The 16,250-nt window shown below is 72.7% G+C and carries 12 protein-coding genes; 5 read left to right on the plus strand and 7 right to left on the minus strand.

From position 1 onward, the window contains the following. Window positions 1-313: 313 nt before the first annotated feature. Window positions 314-874, plus strand: a complete 561-nt coding sequence (locus I6A81_RS41390) for an isochorismatase family protein (RefSeq protein ID WP_203007139.1) — start codon at window positions 314-316, stop codon at window positions 872-874. A gap of 232 nt (window positions 875-1,106) precedes the next feature. Here the strand turns inward: I6A81_RS41390 and I6A81_RS41395 are convergent, their stop codons facing one another. After that, window positions 1,107-1,901 (minus strand): SAM-dependent methyltransferase, encoded by a 795-nt coding sequence (locus I6A81_RS41395; RefSeq protein ID WP_203007140.1) that lies wholly within the window; start codon window positions 1,899-1,901, stop codon window positions 1,107-1,109. A 442-nt stretch (window positions 1,902-2,343) separates the two neighbouring features. On the opposite strand from I6A81_RS41395, the gene I6A81_RS41400 reads away from it, so the two are divergent. After that, window positions 2,344-3,207 carry a helix-turn-helix domain-containing protein gene (locus I6A81_RS41400; protein ID WP_203007141.1) on the plus strand — a complete coding sequence of 288 codons (864 nt, stop codon included), beginning with the start codon at window positions 2,344-2,346 and terminating at the stop codon, window positions 3,205-3,207. A 13-nt stretch (window positions 3,208-3,220) separates the two neighbouring features. Here the strand turns inward: I6A81_RS41400 and I6A81_RS41405 are convergent, their stop codons facing one another. From I6A81_RS41405 to I6A81_RS41415, 3 genes are all read right to left on the minus strand, one after another. Further along, window positions 3,221-3,613, minus strand: a complete 393-nt coding sequence (locus tag I6A81_RS41405; protein ID WP_203007142.1) for a cupin domain-containing protein — start codon at window positions 3,611-3,613, stop codon at window positions 3,221-3,223. Window positions 3,614-3,808: 195 nt separating this feature from the next. Continuing rightward, the gene (locus I6A81_RS41410) at window positions 3,809-4,378 is read right to left on the minus strand and encodes a DUF1990 family protein (RefSeq protein ID WP_238430854.1); all 570 of its coding nucleotides are present in this window, start codon (window positions 4,376-4,378) and stop codon (window positions 3,809-3,811) included. Then, on the minus strand, window positions 4,375-5,247 hold the full coding sequence (locus tag I6A81_RS41415; protein WP_203007143.1) for an NAD(P)-dependent oxidoreductase: 873 nt from the start codon (window positions 5,245-5,247) through the stop codon (window positions 4,375-4,377). Before I6A81_RS41415 ends, I6A81_RS41410 begins: the two co-directional genes overlap by 4 nt. A 249-nt stretch (window positions 5,248-5,496) precedes the next feature. Between I6A81_RS41415 and I6A81_RS41420 the strand changes: the two genes are divergently transcribed. Then, a complete protein-coding gene (locus I6A81_RS41420) occupies window positions 5,497-6,597 on the plus strand; it encodes a magnesium transporter CorA family protein (RefSeq protein ID WP_203007144.1) in 1,101 nt (366 codons plus the stop codon). A gap of 275 nt (window positions 6,598-6,872) precedes the next feature. Here the strand turns inward: I6A81_RS41420 and I6A81_RS41425 are convergent, their stop codons facing one another. From I6A81_RS41425 to I6A81_RS41435, 3 genes are all read right to left on the minus strand, one after another. Continuing rightward, a complete protein-coding gene (locus I6A81_RS41425) occupies window positions 6,873-8,291 on the minus strand; it encodes an FAD-binding oxidoreductase (protein WP_203007145.1) in 1,419 nt (472 codons plus the stop codon). Window positions 8,292-9,070: 779 nt separating this feature from the next. Beyond that, on the minus strand, window positions 9,071-12,136 hold the full coding sequence (locus tag I6A81_RS41430; protein ID WP_238438409.1) for a polynucleotide kinase-phosphatase: 3,066 nt from the start codon (window positions 12,134-12,136) through the stop codon (window positions 9,071-9,073). Window positions 12,137-12,172: 36 nt separating this feature from the next. Continuing rightward, window positions 12,173-13,876 (minus strand): 3' terminal RNA ribose 2'-O-methyltransferase Hen1, encoded by a 1,704-nt coding sequence (locus I6A81_RS41435; RefSeq protein ID WP_203006319.1) that lies wholly within the window; start codon window positions 13,874-13,876, stop codon window positions 12,173-12,175. Window positions 13,877-14,210: 334 nt separating this feature from the next. Between I6A81_RS41435 and I6A81_RS41440 the strand changes: the two genes are divergently transcribed. After that, window positions 14,211-15,419, plus strand: coding sequence for a TauD/TfdA family dioxygenase (locus I6A81_RS41440; RefSeq protein ID WP_203006318.1), 1,209 nt, complete (start codon window positions 14,211-14,213; stop codon window positions 15,417-15,419). Next, on the plus strand, window positions 15,416-16,018 hold the full coding sequence (locus I6A81_RS41445) for an HD domain-containing protein (RefSeq protein ID WP_203006317.1): 603 nt from the start codon (window positions 15,416-15,418) through the stop codon (window positions 16,016-16,018). Before I6A81_RS41440 ends, I6A81_RS41445 begins: the two co-directional genes overlap by 4 nt. Window positions 16,019-16,250: the final 232 nt, after the last annotated feature.

A 16,250-nucleotide genomic window follows, 5' to 3' on the forward strand; every position in this document is an offset into this window, starting at 1 on the left:
GCAGGCGCGGGCGGTGGTCGACGAGGCGGTCGGCCGGCACGGGCGCCTCGACGTGCTCGTCAACAACGCCGGCGGCGGGGGGGGGGGGGGGGGGGGGGGCCGGGCCCCCCCCCCCCCCCCGCCGCGCGTTCGCTCGGAACGCCCGGTCCCGCTCTCTTTGGAGCACCACCTCGCGGAGACCTGCACGTCTGTCGTCCACCGCCGCGGCCCGGCCTCAGCGTGTGACCCCAGCCGGCCGGACGTCGGCGACGCCGAGAATGTCGGAGATCCGGCCTACTGTGCGGACATCGGAGACTCGGCGAAGGACGGGACGATGACCACACTTCTGGACAGGCCGAACACCGCGTTGCTCATCGTGGACGTGCAGAACGCCGTCGTCGAGAGAGCGCATGAGCGGGACGCGGTCGTCGCGAACATCGGCGGCCTGGTGGCGAAGGCGCGCCGCGAGCGGATTCCGGTCATCTGGATCCAGCAGTCCGACGAGGAGCTCGTGAAGGGGAGCGAGGGCTGGCGGATCGTCCCCGAGCTGGAACCAGACGACACCGAGCCGCTCGTCGCGAAGGCCTACGGCGACTCCTTCGAGGACACCGAGCTCGAAGGCGTGCTGTCGGACCGCGGAGTCGGGCGGCTGCTCGTCGTCGGCGCGCAGACCGACGCCTGCATCCGCTCGACGCTGCATGGCGCGCTCGTACGCGGATATGACGCGATCCTGGTCAGCGACGCCCACACGACCGAGGACCTCACAAAGTGGGGAGCGCCGCCGCCGGAGCTGGTCATCGCGCACACGAATCTGTACTGGAAATACCAGACGGCCCCCGGCCGAACGGCGGGCACGGTCGAAACCAAGAACGTCGACTTCGCCGGCGAGGCTTGAGCGCCACCGGTTCCGCCGTCCGAGGACCTCGAATCTCCGGGTGACTCGAACCGGCATCCGCGCGCCGTCGAGGGCGGCCGGCCGGACGAGCCAGCCAGCCGCCCTCGACGATCACGGATGAATGTCCCGCGGATCGGGCCGTGGGCGGCGTGGCCGTTCGGGTCCTCGACGGCGGGGCGGACCTCGGCCGGTCAGCGGGCGAAGGGCGCCGCGGGGTGTCCCGGGAGGACGGTCAGGGCTTCCGTCCCACGCCGCAGTGAGACGGCAGCAGCTCTCCGTCCGGGCCGTCCGGCCGCCACAGGGCGTTCGGGACGAGGCCCGGCTCGATGAGTTCGGTGCCGTCGAAGAACCCGGCTATCTCCTCGTAGTAGCGGACCGTGTACTCGTATCCGCCCTCGGCGACGGCGTCCGCCGCCTTGTCCGCTTCCCCGTGCACGCTGTCGTTGATGGCGATGTAGCTCCCCGGGGCCATCCTCGCGAGGAGCGCCTGAACGATGCCGCGGGCCTCGTCGGTCTCCTTGACGGCCGCTCCGAGGACTCCGAACAGGATCAGGCCGATCGGCTTGTCGAAGTCAAGGGTGGCGGCGGCCTGCTCGAGGATCTCCTCCGGTTCCCGGACGTCGGCCTCGAGGTAGGCGGTGGCGCCCCGCGGCGTGCTGGTCAACAGCGCGCGGGCGTGCAGCAGGACCAGGGGGTCGTTGTCGACGTAGACGATCCGGCTCTCCGGAGCGATTCCCTGGGCGACCTCGTGGGTGTTGTTCTCCGTCGGCAGCCCGGTGCCGATGTCGAGGAACTGGCGAATGCCCGCCTCCTCGGTGAGAAAACGCACGACCCGGACCAGCGCCTTCCGGGACTCCCGGGCGATCGCCACGATTCCCGGATACGCGCGGATGGCGGCCTCGGCGACCTCGCGGTCCGCCGGGAAGTTGTCCTTTCCGCCCACCCAGTAGTTCCAGATCCTGGCACCATGCGGAATATCCGGGTTGTAGCGAAGCTCGGCCTCGGCCGTCTGGTCCTCACTGCTCATGGATGACTCCTGGTGGTCGGGGGCGAACCGGTCGGTCGGATACGTCCGTGTGACCCATGCGTGCCCGGATGGCGACTGTACCTACGCGGAGAGCACCTGGTCCATGCCCGACGGCATCCGTCCGGCCGACCCCGCGTGCTCGGCACGGCCTCGGGGCGGCCTCTCTGGCGCCGGCCCGGCGCACCCGTTGTCGCACTGACGTTCCGCCGATCGTCGCAGTACGGACTGTAGTCGGGATGTCGGTGTCGTCACGCCGATCTCCCTTCAGTTCTTACGCCCCGCGGTGACAAGCCGGATGTAACTCTTGATGGCCCCGGCCGAGGTGTGCTCTGATCTTTAGGCCGTCTTTGGTGCCTCCCTTGATGCCCGTGGCGGTCAGGGGAGGGCCGTGGCCCCGATAAACTTGACCCGTCCATGGGGGAGCGGAATCGAGGAGGCGGGCTTGACTGCTGCGGCGGGTGGCGGCCCGACCGTGCGTCGTATCCTCCTCGGCTCCCAGTTGCGGCGGCTCCGGGAGGAGAAGCACATCAGCCGCGAGGAGGCCGGTTATCACATCCGGGCCTCCGAGTCGAAGATCAGCCGGCTGGAGCTGGGCCGGGTCAGTTTCAAGGAACGCGATGTCGCGGACCTGCTCACCCTGTATGGCGTGACCGACGAGGCCGAGCGGGCGCCGGTGCTCGCGCTGGTCCGCGAGGCCAACCAGCAGGGCTGGTGGCAGTCCTATTCCGACGCCCTGCCCAACTGGTTCCAGCCGTACCTCGGCCTGGAGGAGTCGGCCTCGCTGATCCGTACCTACGAGCTGCAGTTCGTCCCCGGGCTGCTACAGACCGAGGACTACGCCCGCGCGGTCATCTCCCAGGGCAGGCGAAGGCTGCCACGGGAGGTCGTCGACGCGCGGGTCGACGTCCGGATGAACCGGCAGAAGGTGCTGACCGAGGGCAGTGGGCCTCGCCTCTGGGTGGTGATCGACGAGGGAGCGCTGCGGCGGCCGATCGGCGGGCTGAAGATCATGCGGGCGCAGATCGAGCATCTTCTCGACCTGACGGACCAGCCGCGGCTGACCCTGCAAGTCATGCCGTTCGCCTTCGGCGGCCACGCGGCCGAGGGCGGCGCGTTCAGCATCCTGCGCTTCCCGGACGCCGACATGACCGACGTGGTCTATCTGGAGCAGTTGGGCGGCGCCGTCTACCTGGACAAGCGCGAGTACGTCGACCGGTACACGATCGCCATGAACCGGCTGGGCCTCGACAGCTGCAGCCCGGACGAGACAATCGGCGTGCTCCGCAAGATGGCCAACGGTCTGTAGTTCCCCCCGGCCGTCAGGCGGACGGGGGTGGAGTGTTGTTCAGGACGAGGGCCGCGCGGCGGCGGTGGACGGTGAGGTAGCGCACACCTTCCGGACCCGCGGTGAACTGGCGACTGGAACGGCGGGGGAGCCAGACCACGGCGCCGGGTTCGAGGCGCAGGGCGCCGCTGGTGGTGGTCAGGGTGCCCGAGCCGGCCAGGACGTGGACGAGGACGTCGAGGTCGGGACCGGCGTGGGCGTCGATCGCGCCGCCTGGAGGCAGCGCGATGATGTTGGAGTCCAGGTCGCGCTCGGGCATCGTCAGCTTCCAGACCGCCCCGGCGACACCCGGCTCGCCGACCTTGGCGGCCAGATCACTGGTGTTGACCAGGATCTCCGGGTCCCTGCTCGCCCCATGCTGAGCCATCTGTTCTCCGAGCCGTCGCGGGAAGATCCAGCAAGCCGACCGTGCCCGGTCAAGATAACCGCCGCGACGCTCCAGCGCTTCTTGTGGATCTTGTGTGCGCGGATCTCGGAGCGCCGACCCGCGCACACCGTCGGCGTCCTAAAGGCTGAGCGGCACGCCTGAGCCGACGGGTGCCTTCGGTGACGGCGAGAGCCGTCAGCGACGCGGTGTGGAGACCGCCGCCATTTGGACGGCGCGGAGATACCGGGTCGTGATCAGGTGCTGCACCCTCCAGATGAGGGAGCCGGCCAGGGTGGGCCACAGGCCGCCCGGACGGCTGAAGGCGGTGACGGTGAAGCGAACCGCGTCGTCGGCGGCGCGCTCGACGACGAACGCCTCCTCACCGCGTTCGGGGTGGCCTGGCAGGGTGCCGTAGGCGAAGCCGCTTCGGTCGGTCTCGTCGAGTACCCACACGACCCGGCAGGCGGCCAGCAGGCCGAGCGGTCCCCGGCCGAGCCACAGCACCACCGTGCCGCCAACCTCCGCGCGCGTGGAGGTCGCCGCCACTTCGAGGCCCGCGTCGCGGTGCATCCGCCATTCGAGAACCGCCGCCGCGGCTGCCTCGAAGACAGCCCGACCGTGCCCCAACGGCGCGGCCCACCGCAGGTGCCGGTAGCCCGCGGGCAGTTCCGCGCGCGTCGCGCCGAGATCCGGGTAGGTCGGCTCGGTGCTCTGGTATCGACCGAGCTCGCGTTCGAGCCGGCCGCGGCCGGCCAGCCGCGTCAACGTGGGTCGTCGGCCGGCGTCGGCCGAGGCCGGTCACGGGTGGGCGAGGTGGGGTCGGTGAGGACCTTCTTCGTGACGGCGTCGGAGGACAGGACGGCGCCGAGGAGGCCAAGGTCGGCGCCGGCGCCCGCGGCCACCTCGCGGACGACGGCGACGTCCTTGCTCATGAGGGCGGCGAGGCGCGGCGCGACCGCGTCGACGGAGCCGGCGTGGGCGACGACACCGAGGGCGCGGCTCGCCCCGCTGCCGTGCGGCAGGGCGGCCAGGATCGCGCTCTCGTCGATGCCGATCGAGCCGGCGAGCCGGACGGCGTCGATCGCGAGGCCCACCTGGGCGACGAACAGCGCGTTGTTCACGAGCTTGACGCGCTGGCCGTTGCCGGCGGGGCCGACGAACAGGATCGGCGACGCGTAGCTTTCCAGCAGCGGGCGCGCCTCGTTGAGGAGCATCTCGGCACCGCCCACCCAGAGCGTGAGCCTTCCCGCGGCGATGTCGTGCGGACCGCCGGACAGCGCGGCGTCGAGGACTCCGATGCCGCGCACGGCGCCTGCCTCCACAAGGAGCTGTGCGGTGGTCGGATCGGAGGTCGTGTGCTGGATGAGGACCGCGCCAGGCTTCATCGCGGTGAGGGCGCCTTCCGGGCCGAGGCACACCGAGCGCACCTGCTCGTCGGTGAGGACGACGACGAACACCGCGTCCGCGTCCCGCACCGCCGCGGGAACCGTGTCGACGCAGGTCAGCCCATCGGCCTCGGCGGCGGCGCGGGCCTCTGGACGGCGTACCAGCACGGTGACTTCGTGCCCGGCGGCGATCAGCCGGTCGACCATCGGCCGGCCCATCCGCCCCGGCCCGATGAAACCGATCTTCAATGTCCCTCCCGGCGGTCCGGTCTGGGCATAGCCCAGCCACAGCTCACTCTGCCGCCTTCGCTGGCCAGACGCGCGGGTCGTGGGTACCCGGCGATGGTCGTCGGGTGGCGGGGAAAGGTCGTCTCATCCGCGAGGTCGTCATGATTGATGTTGGCTCGGCAGCCACTCGGGGAACTGGAGATATGTGCCGACATGCTCGGATAGCGCGCGTCAGCAGGCCGAGCAACCGAGGTTGAGAGGGTGGGACCGATGGGTGACCCAGAAGCCGATGTCACCGGGCGTGCCGGTGGCGCGGCGGGTGATGCCGGTGGCAGGGTGCCCGCGTGCTGTGTCGACCCGAATGCCGACCCCACGAACCGAATAGGCCGGGCGCTGCCCCGTACCCGGGTCTATCGGGCCGGCAAGCTGGAGGCCGAGGGCTTCCCGGTCGCCCAGGTCAGCGAGTACCTGGAGGAACCCGACACGGTCGTGTGGCTCGACCTGTGCGCCCCGCGGCCCGACGAGTTGTCTGTCATCAGCGAGGAACTAGGTCTTTCCTCGTTGGCCGTCGAGGACGCGGTGAGCCCTCGTGAACGCCCGAAACTGGATCGCTATCCGAGCCATCTGTTCCTGAACGCGTATGCCGTCGTCTTCGACACGGAGACCGGCCAACTGACCACCCACGAGGTCGGAGCGTTCATCACCGACCGTGCGCTGGTCACCGTCCGTGGAGACGAGGGGTTCGACGTCGACGGCCTGATCGCGCACTGGGGCGAGATCGACGAGGATCTCGCCCAGTTCGGCGTCAGCTACCTCGTGCACGGTCTGCTCGACTTCGTCGTCGACCAGCACTTCGCCGCCGTGCAGGCACTCGACGGCGAGATCGAGCAGCTCGAGGACATGCTGTTCGACGAGGAGGACGCGCAGGACGTGCAGGTGCAGCGCCGCAGCTACGAGCTGCGCAAGAGCCTGGTGCTGCTGCGCCGGATCGTGCTGCCGATGCGGGAGGTCGTAAACTCGATCATGCGGCGCGACGTCCACCTGGTCGACGCCGAGATGATGCCCTATTACCAGGACGTCTACGACCATGTCCTGCGGGCGATGGAGTGGACCGAGAGCCTGCGGGATCTCGTCACCACGATCCTGGAGACGAACCTGACGATCCAGGGCAACCATCTGAATCTGATCATGCGAAGGCTCACGGCATGGGCAGCGATCATTGCTGTGCCTACGGCGATCACCGGCTTCTACGGCCAGAATGTTCCCTATCCCGGCTTCGGGCAGGAGTGGGGCTTTCTCGTGAGCCTGGCGGTCCTCGCCGGCTGCGCCGGCTTCCTCTATGTCGCCTTCAAACGTCGCGGGTGGCTGTAACGACCGCGCGGTGACACGGTGACGCGGTGGCGGCCCCGAAGTGTCCGCCAGAACGCGAGCCAGGGACCGCGTTCTGACGGACAGGTCCGGGCACGCGACACAAACGACCAAAGCAACCGGCCCCCCGCCCCCAGCAAACCGGGCTCCGGACCTGTCCGCCAGAACGCGAGCCAGGGACCGCGCTACCGCGGACACTTCACCGGCACCGGCTACCGGCACCGGCACCGGCTACCGGCACCGGCCCACGGCGCGGGCAAACCTTCGCTGATGCGGCACTAGTCGACGGGGATCTCGTGGTTGGCGCGGAGGATGCCGCGCGGGTCGACGCTGGCCCGGACGGCTCGCAGCCGCGCGTAGGCGTCGGCCGGGAACATCTCCGCCGGGTCGGTCCGCTTCTCGGTGAAGTTCAGGTAGTGCCCGCTGGCCAGCGCTCGCATCGGCCGCTTCATGGTCTCCAGCCAGCCCCGGGTCAACTCGATGCTCGCGGGGTCCGGGGTCATGCCGATGCCGAACATGATGTAGGAGCCGGGCATCCGCGCCAGGGCGCCGTTGCCCCGCCGAACCCGGTCAAGCTCGCCGCCGAGGTGCCGGATCGTGACGCTGACCAGCGGCGAGCCCGACCCGGGGCCGACGGCGGCGACGAGGTCGTCGATCGCCTCGCCCGTCAGATCCGCCAGCACCATGCCGTCGCCCTGGTAGGGCATCGGCAGCGGCGAGTCCATGTGCAGCTCGGCGATCCCGACCGGCGGCACCATCGCGAACGTGTCGGCCACCGGGCCGAGCGCGCGTAGCGGTTCCATCAGCCGGGCGCCGGCCTCCTCGGTGCCGAGGAAGATGCCCTCGACGAGCACGAAGGCCTTCCCGCGCAGCGGCTCGGGCACCGCCGGGATGGGCTGGAACTGCCTGATCCGGCCGACGGAGGTCATCTCGTCGGGAACGGTTCTGGTCCAGTCCTCCCAGGCGTGCAGGACCTCGGCCGACCGCTCCCACGGGAAGAACAGGATGCCGGCGTAGACCTCGGAGATCGGGAAGAGCCTGAACTCGAGCGCGGTGACGACGCCGAAGTTGCCGCCGCCCCCGCGCAGCGCCCAGAACAGCTCCGGCTCGACGTCGGCGTCGACCCAGCGCGGCTCGGCTCCCGGGGTGACGACCTGGATCCCGGTGACGCTGTTGCAGGCCAGGCCCAACGCGCGGCCGTACCAGCCGAGGCCGCCGCCGAGCGTGTAGCCGGCGATGCTGACGTCCGGCGTGGAACCGTGCAGCGCGGCCAGGCCGAGCGCGGAGGCCGCCGGAACGACGTCCTCCCACTTGGCGCCCGCGCCGACCAGCGCGCGGCGGCGCTCGGCGTCGATCTGGACGTGGCGCAGCGCGTCGGTGCGCAGCAGGACCGTGCCCGCCAGCGACCCGAGCGGCTCGGCGTTGTGGCCGGTGCGCTGCGGGGCGACCCGCATCCCGTGCCGGCCGGCGAACCGCAGGACGGCCGCGACCTCGGCGGCGTCGGCCGGGACCACGATGAGCGCTGGCTGCTGGTCGACCACCAGGTTGTAGGTGCCGCGCGCCTCGTCCCAGCCCGGGTCACCGGGCTCGAGCAGGGCGCCGCGGATGGCCGCGCGCGGCGCCGCCACGTCGGGCCCGGTGCCCAGGACGAGATCGGACAACAGCTCGACGTCGGAGATGGAAACGCTGCTGGACATTCCACTTCCTCTGGTGTTCGGCTCGTCTTTGAACCCTCGCCGTCATTGGTACGCGGGCCTCGCGCGCCATTTCATGGAATGACGCCGAGGAGACATCCTGGAATGCTGTTTTGTCGGGCGGCGACGCCGCTGACCTGCCGGACTGGCGCGAGGTCGACTATTTGTTCCGGCCGGTCGGCGGCCCGCCCGGCGCGCGCGGCTGGGATTCGGACGGCACCCGGCGGCCGGCTTCACTATTTCTTCGGGTTTTCCCGAAGCCGTTGGTGAAGGCAGCGCCGACGTCTTTCGTGACGGAGGGTGAACCAGCTGGCCGGTGACCCGCCAGGGCCGGGACGAGCCTTGCGTGACCGGCGGGCCGTCGCGGCGACGGGCTGGGTGCCCGCTCCAGGCGGCCCAGCCGTCCAACCAGCACCAGAAGCCCCCCGAGGGCACGCTACCCGGAGAAGGCCGCGCTACCCGGAGAAGGCCGCGCTACCCGGAGGCCGAGCCGCCAGGCGGCGCGTGGCCGGCGGGCCCGGGGCGCTGCCCGCGGATCATGTTCCGTGGTCCCGACCGCCGATCCCCGCACGCAACCAGCGATCATCGCCCCGCCCCGGCCCGGTCTGCTCGGTAGATCGCCGGATCCGCGCGAAGTTCGGGGACGAAACGGACGGGAATCGCCGGACGCCGCGCACATCCGACGATCAAGGAAGTCGCCGGGCTTCCGGCGGGCTGGTGATCATCGGATGTGTGCGCGGATCGGCGGTCGAGCGGCCCCAGCGTGATCCACGGGGAGGGCCTCAGAGCCGGGGGTCCACCGGTTCGGACTCGAGGGCGAGCACGGCGAAGACACATTCGTGGACGCGCCAGCCGGGTTCGCCGGCGACGGCGCGCTCGAGGGCCTCCAGGCCCAGGGCGTACTCGCGGAAGGCCAGCGAGCGCTTGCGGCCGAGGGCGCGGGAACGCAGCCGGTCCAGGTGCTCCGGGCGCAGGTAGTCCGGGCCGTAGATGATCCGCAGGTACTCCCGGCCGCGGACCTTGATGCCCGGCTGGGCGAGACCGCGCCGGCCGCGCGCGAGCCCCGCCGCCGGCTTCACGACCATGCCCTCGCCGCCGGCCCCCTCGGCCGTGAGCTCCTCCCACCAGGAGACCGCTTCGGCGACCGACGCCGGGTCGCCCGCCCGCGCGGGGATCCGGCGGGTGGTCACGACGAGGCCGCGGTCGTCGGCCGCCGCCAGACGGTCGGCGACGGCCAGGTGCCAGGCGTGCGGCCGGTCGGCATAGGTCGTCCCGGCCATCGACCGGGCGGCCGGACCACCGCCGAGCACCATGAACGGCGCGATCCGCACGCCTTCGAGGCCGTCGACCGGCCAGCAGTAGCGCCGGTAGGCGCGCGTGTACGCCAGCGCGTTGTCGAACCGGTCCTGGGTCTTGGCCAGCAGGTCGGACACGTCGATCCCGCGCCCGGCGGCCGCCGTGAGAGCCGAGACGGCGGCCGGCAGGGCGCCTCGGGCGGCCGCGCCGGCCGCCGCGTACTGCCGGGAAAGCAGTTCGGTGGCCTTGGCGCTCCACGGCATGATCTCCGCGTCGAGCACCAGCCAGTCGGCGCCCAGCTCCGCCCACAGCCCGGCGGCCTCGATCGTGGCCCTCAGCCGGGAGAGCAGTTCCTCGGTCAGCTCGGGGGAGAAGAACGGCCGGCCGGTACGCGTGACGACCGCGCCGGTGGCCGGGTACCCGGCTGAGTGCCTGCCGCCGGCTTCGGCGGCGGATGTGTACCCACCGCCGGTCGCGCCGCCGGCGCCGAACCGGGCCGCGGCGACGCCGGCGTCCCGGCAGACGACCGCCACCGCCCGCGACCCCATGTGCTTCTCCTCGCACAGCAGGTCCTCGACGCCGTCGGCCAGGTAGGTCTCGAACGCCTCGACGGGGTGCTCCAGGTAGCCGGGCAGCGTCGACGTGGGCGGTGGGCTCATCGTCGGCGGCAGGTAGACCAGCCAGCGCGGGTCGACCGCGAACCGGCTCATCACCTCCAGCGCGGCCAGCGCGTTCTCGGCCTGGATCTGCACCCGCCCGCCGTGCCGGGTCTCGACGACCCGGCGGCCGAGCACGTCGGTGATGTCGAGCAGCTCGCCGTCCCGGTAGCCGGGCCGCGCCGCGGCCGGCCCGTCGTCCGTGGGTGGGAGCACGGCGACGGGAGCCAGGGAGGCCAGCAGCGCCTCGGCGGAGGCGACGTCCTCGACGGCCGGGCGCGCGGCGTCCGGCCCGGCCGCGCCGGGCGTGCCCGTCCGGGCCGGCGGCGTGCCCGCCCCGGACGGGCGGGGCACCCGGGCCGGCTGGCCGGTCACCGGGTCCGGCGTCGGCTCGGCGAGCGGGCGGGCCGGCTCGAAGTAGACGCGGCCGGCCGGGACCGAGACCAGCTCGCGCTCCGGGTAGCGCAGCGCGGTCAGACGGCCGCCGAAGACGCAGCCGGTGTCCAGACAGAGCGTGTTGTTCACCCATTCCGGCTCGGGCACGGGCGTGTGGCCATAGAGGACGGTTGCCGCGCCGCGATACTCATTCGCCCACGGATAGCGCACCGGCAGGCCGTACACGTCGGTCTCGCCGGTGGTGTCGCCGTAGAGCGCGAATGACCGCACCCGGGCCGAGGCGCGCCCGTGGTAGGCCTCCTTCAGCCCGGCGTGCGCGACGACCAGCCGTCCGCCGTCCAGGACGTAGTGCGCGACGAGCCCGTCGCAGAACCGGGCGGCCTGGGCGCGGAACTCGGCGCCCTCGCCCTCGAGCTGCGCGAGCGACTCGGCGAGCCCGTGCGAGATCGTCACCTTCTTCCCGTGCAGCGCGCGGGCCAGCTTGTTCTCGTGGTTGCCGCGCACCACGAAGGCGGTGCCCTCGGCGACCATGCCCATCGCGAGGCGCAGCACGCCGGGCGTGTCCGGCCCGCGGTCGACCAGGTCGCCGACGAACACCGCGCGCCGCCCGGCCGGATGGCGGGCCCCGACCAGGCGGCCCTCCTGGTCGCGGCGCGGCTCGTACCCGAGCTCGGCGAGCAGCGCCTCGAGCTCGGCCAGGCAGCCGTGGACGTCGCCGATCACGTCGAACGGGCCGGTCTCGTGCCGCAGGTCGCTGAACAGCTTCGTATGGGTGATCGTCGCCGCCGCGACCTCCGCCTCGGAGCGCAGCACATGGACGTACCGGAAGCCCTCACGGGCGAGACCGCGGATCGACCGGCGCAGGTCGGCGCGCTGGCGGCGGATCACCGCGGGGCCGAAGTCACGGTCGGGGCGAACCGCGTTGCGCTCCAGGCAGACCCGTTCGGGCAGGTCGAGCACGATCGCCACCGGCAGCACGTTGTGCTCGCGCGCCAGCTCCACCAGGGGCTGGCGCGCGCGCTGCTGGACGTTCGTCGCGTCGACGACGGTGAGCCGCCCCGCGGCGAGCCGCTTCCCGGCGACGTAGTGCAGCACGTCGAAGGCGTCGCCGGAGGCCGACTGGTCGTTCTCGTCGTCCGCGACGAGCCCGCGGCAGAAGTCCGACGAGAGCACCTGGGTCGCGCGGAAACGAGCGCGGGCGAACGTCGACTTGCCGGAGCCGGACACGCCGACGAGGACGACGAGACAGACCTCGGGAATCGTGATCACGTTCGACCCGTCAGCCTCGGTCCCGGTCCCGGCCCTGGTCTTCGCCTCGGTCTCGGTCTTCGCTTCGGTGTTCGTTTCGGTGTTCGTTTCGGTGTTCGTCTCGTTCTTCGTCTCGTTCTTCGTCTCGGTCGCCGCGCCGGCGCCGGCGCTCCGCGCCGTCGGGTCGCCGCCGGCTCCGGCGGCGCTCGCCGGGGTGCCAGTCGGGGTGGGCTCGCTGAAAGGACTGGTCATGGGCTCGGCCTCGTCGTGTGAGTGGGTCATCGCGGGTCAGCCGATGCGTTCGAGGACGGCCAGCTGGGTGGGGGCGCCGAGCTCGGGGTCGGCGGCGCCGACGCCGCCGAGACGGGCGGTGTAGGGGTAGCGGGCGACGAGGTCCTCGACCCAGCCGGCGAACTCGTCCCTCGTCCACTCGAAGCGGTGGTCCCGGTGACGGAGCGCTCCCGGCGCGAGCCCCTCGTAGCGGACGTTGTACTCGACGTTCGGGGTCGTGATCACGACGAGGCGGGGGCGGGCCTCGCCGAGCAGCGCGGCGGCGAGCGCTCCAAGCCGCGGCGGGTCGACGTGCTCGACGACCTCGCTGAGCACGGCCGCGTCGAGACCGGCGATCCGGGCATCCCGGTAGGTCAGTGACGACGCGACGAGCCGCAGCCGGGCGCGCACCCGGTCGGGCAGTCGGTCGACCCGTAGCCGGCGGGCGGCCAGCTCGAGCGCGCGGTGCGAGACGTCGACCGCCACGATCTCGGTGAAACGCGGGTCGGCGAGCAGGTCCCCCACCAGCCTGCCGTCGCCGCAGCCGAGATCCGCGACGCGACGCGCGCCGGCCGACCGCAGCACGTCGAGGACCGCGCGCCGCCGCAGCACGGCCAGCGACGGCTGGCGGGCCGCGGGTGCCTCCTGGTCGGTGCCGCCGGGTGGCTCCTCCTCGCCCGCCCCGGCGTCCTCGGCTCCGGCGGTCTGGGCCCCGGCGGTCTGGGCTCCGGCGGTCTGGGCTCCGGCGGTCTGGGCCCCGGCGGCCTGGGCGTCGCCGGTCTGGGTGTCACCGGCCCGGCCACCGCCGGGCGGAGCACCGCCGCCGGCCTCCGGCCGTTCGGTCTCGCCGCCGGCCTCCGGCCGTTCGGCCTCGAGTCCGGAGCCGCCCTCGAGTTCAAAGCCAGTCTCGAGGTCGGAGCCGGCCTCCCCCTCGGTGGCGAGCAGGCCGGGTTCGAAGCCGGTGGAGACGCCCTCGTCGGGGATGTCCTCGACGCCGCCGAGGCGGGACAGCGCGGCGGAGGCGAGGCCGGTCCGGTGAGCGAGGTAGCGGCGGGCGATGAGGCCGCGTTCGGGATGGCCCGGCAGCCAGTTCGCGCCCTCGCGCACCAGCTTGTCGATCTCGTCGCGGCCGACGTAGTAGTGCTTCGTGTCGTCGAGGACCGGCAGCAGGACGTAGAGCTGGGTGAGCGCGTCGGCGAGCCGGGCCGTCCCACGGAGCGTCACGTCGTGGTGCGCGGCGGGGCCCCATTCCGGGAACAGGGGGTCGAGCGGGGCGGGGAGGGCGGCGACCCGCCAGCCGAGCGGCGCGAACAGGCGCTCGACGAGGGCCGCTCCGCCGCGCCGGCAGGGCAGCGCCGGGACGCGGATCTCCAGCGGGATCGGCGTGGTCGCCAGCTCCGGGCGGGCCTTGCAGGTCCCGGTCATCGCCGTCGCGAAGACGGCCGCCATCGCGACCGCGAGCAGGCTGGACGCCGCGTACGGCCGGTCGTCGACATAGTGGGCCTCGCCGCCGCGCGCCCTTGGGCCCTTGCCGCGGACCAGGCCGACGGGGTCGATGTCGAGCAGCAGCGCCGCCGTGCAGCGCTCCTCGGTCGCCTCCGGGTAGAAGACGTGCGCGCCGCCCGCGGCCGTGTCGAACCGCTGCGCCCGGTCGGGATGCTTGTGCAGCAGGAACCCGAGGTCGGTCGCGGGGCGCGCGGTCGTGGTGAGGGTCAGCAGCATGCGGGGCATTCTGCCCGACCCGGATAACCCTGTCATATGTTTTTCGGTTATCCAGAAATCGTTCGTCCCGGTGCGCACGAATTGCTTTCCGGGTCGGTAACCGTCGTCCGTTTTCCCTGGACCTTAGTATTCTCCGTGTCCGTCGTATCCGCTGTATCCGCGGCCGGGTCGAGGCTCGCCCTTCCCCAGGATCGACCTCATGGCGCCCTGACTCGTCCTGGGCGGTGCCCGTGGCACGGCGCGCGGCGGCGGCTGGGCTCCCGGCGGGTAGCTGTTTGGCGGCGGTTCAGATTCACGTCATGGGCTCGCCGTGGCGCGGGCGGATGCTGAGCGGGTGAACTCCGCCGGGTCGGTGACCGTTCTCGAGCTTGGTGATCTCACCCTGCCCGCGCTGTGGCTGCGGGACGCCTGCGGCTGTGACCAGTGCCGGCATCCGGGGACCGGGCAGCGGCTGGTCGGGTCGGCGCGGGTGGCGCGGCTGTTCCCGGACACCGCCGTCACCCGCCACGAGGTCGCGGACGGCCGGCTCACGGTCGTGTTCGCGCCCGACGGCCACCGGTCGACGTTCGACCTGGACTGGCTGGCCCGCAACGCGCCGGGCCGGGCGGCGCGGACCGCGGACCAGTCCGAGCGCGGCCGCGTGCTGTGGACGTCCACCGACCTGCCGGCCGGTCCGCCGCGGGTGGCCTGGGACGCCTACCTGCGTTCGCCGGTCGCCATGGCGACCGCGCTCGGCGCGGTCTCGGCGCTGGGCGTCGCGATCCTCACCGAGGTGCCCGCGCGGCCCGGCATGGTGCTGACCGTCGCCCGTACCTTCGGGTTCGTCCGGGAGACGAACTACGGCGCCCTCTTCGACGTCCGGATCGAGCCGAACCCGACGCACCTCGCCTACACGGGTGCCGAGCTCGCGCCGCACACCGACAATCCCTACCGCGACCCGGTGCCGACCGTGCAACTGCTGCACTGCCTGCGGACCGCCGGCGAGGGCGGGGACAGCGTGCTCGTCGACGGCTTCGCCGCCGCGAGCCGGCTGCGCGACGTCGACCCGGCCGCGTTCGAGACGCTCACCCGGGTCTGGCTGCCGTTCCGCTACGACGGGCCGATGACCATCCTCACCGCCCGCGCGCCGCTCATCACCCTCGACGACGAGGGCGCCGTGACGCAGGTGCGCTGGAACGACCGGGCCCTCCAGCCGCCCGACGTCGGGCCCGACCGGATGGCCGAGGTCTACCGGGCGCTCGCGGCGTTCGCCGCCGTGCTCGAGGCGCCCGACCTGGCGGTCTCGCCCCGGCTGGCGCCGGGCGACTGCCTGATCTTCGACAACACCCGGGTGCTGCACGGCCGGACCGCCTTCCAGCCGGACCCGGCGGGCGGCGGCCGTCACCTGCAGGGCGGCTACGTGGACATGGACGGCCTGCGCGGCACGCTCGACCTGCTGCGCCGCGACGGCGGCGGCGCCCGCCTGGTCCCCACCGCGCCGCCGCCCTCGGGCGTGCCGGTGGCGCGGACGGCGCGGGCGGCCGCGCCGGCGGTGGCCCGATGAGCGGCGATCCCGCGAGCGCCAGCCGCGCGGCCTCGGCCGAGCGGGTGGCCGAGGCGCTCCGCGCCATCCACGCGCTGTTCGACGGGGCGGCCTCGTCGGAGTACCTGAGCGAGATGGTCTCGGTGGCCGGGCACTCGCTGCGGACCGCGGAGCGCGCCCGCGCGGCCGGCGCCGGGCCGGCGCTCGTCGCGGCCGCCCTGCTCCACGACGTCGGGCACATGCTGGACGACGACTCGGCCGCGGCGCTCGCGCGCTCCGAGGACATCCGGCACGAGGAAACCGGCGCCGCGTGGCTGTCCCGCTGGTTCGGGCCGGACGTGACCGAGCCCGTCCGGCTGCACGTCGACGCGAAGCGCTATCTGTGCGCCGTCGACCCCGGCTACTACGAGATCCTTTCCCCGATCTCCCGCGGGACGCTGGCGATGCAGGGCGGACCGCTCGAGGGCGCCGAGCTGGCCGCGTTCCAGGCTGGCGGCCACGCCGAGGACGCCGCCGCCGTCCGTCGCTGGGACGACGCCGGCAAGGATCCGAAGGCCGCGGTCCCCCCGCTCGTCGCCTACGACGACCTCCTCGCCAGCCTGGTCCATCTCGGCGGCTAGCGCCGCGTCGGCCAAGGCCCGACCCAGTCTCGTACCCGCACCGTCGGCCGGCACTGGCGAAGTGCCAGCGACAGCGCGGTTCATGACACGCGAAACAGCGGACAGGCCACCGTCCCGGCCAGGCCTCAGCCCGGACGCCACCGCCCCCGGAGGCCACCGCCCCTGCACCTGTCCGTCAAAGCGCGGGGGCTGGGTGGGGGGGTGTCGGGGCGGGGGGGGGGGGGGGGGCCCC

Origin of the sequence: Frankia nepalensis (assembly GCF_016786325.1) — a bacterium.
Taxonomy (GTDB): domain Bacteria; phylum Actinomycetota; class Actinomycetes; order Frankiales; family Frankiaceae; genus Pseudofrankia; species Pseudofrankia nepalensis.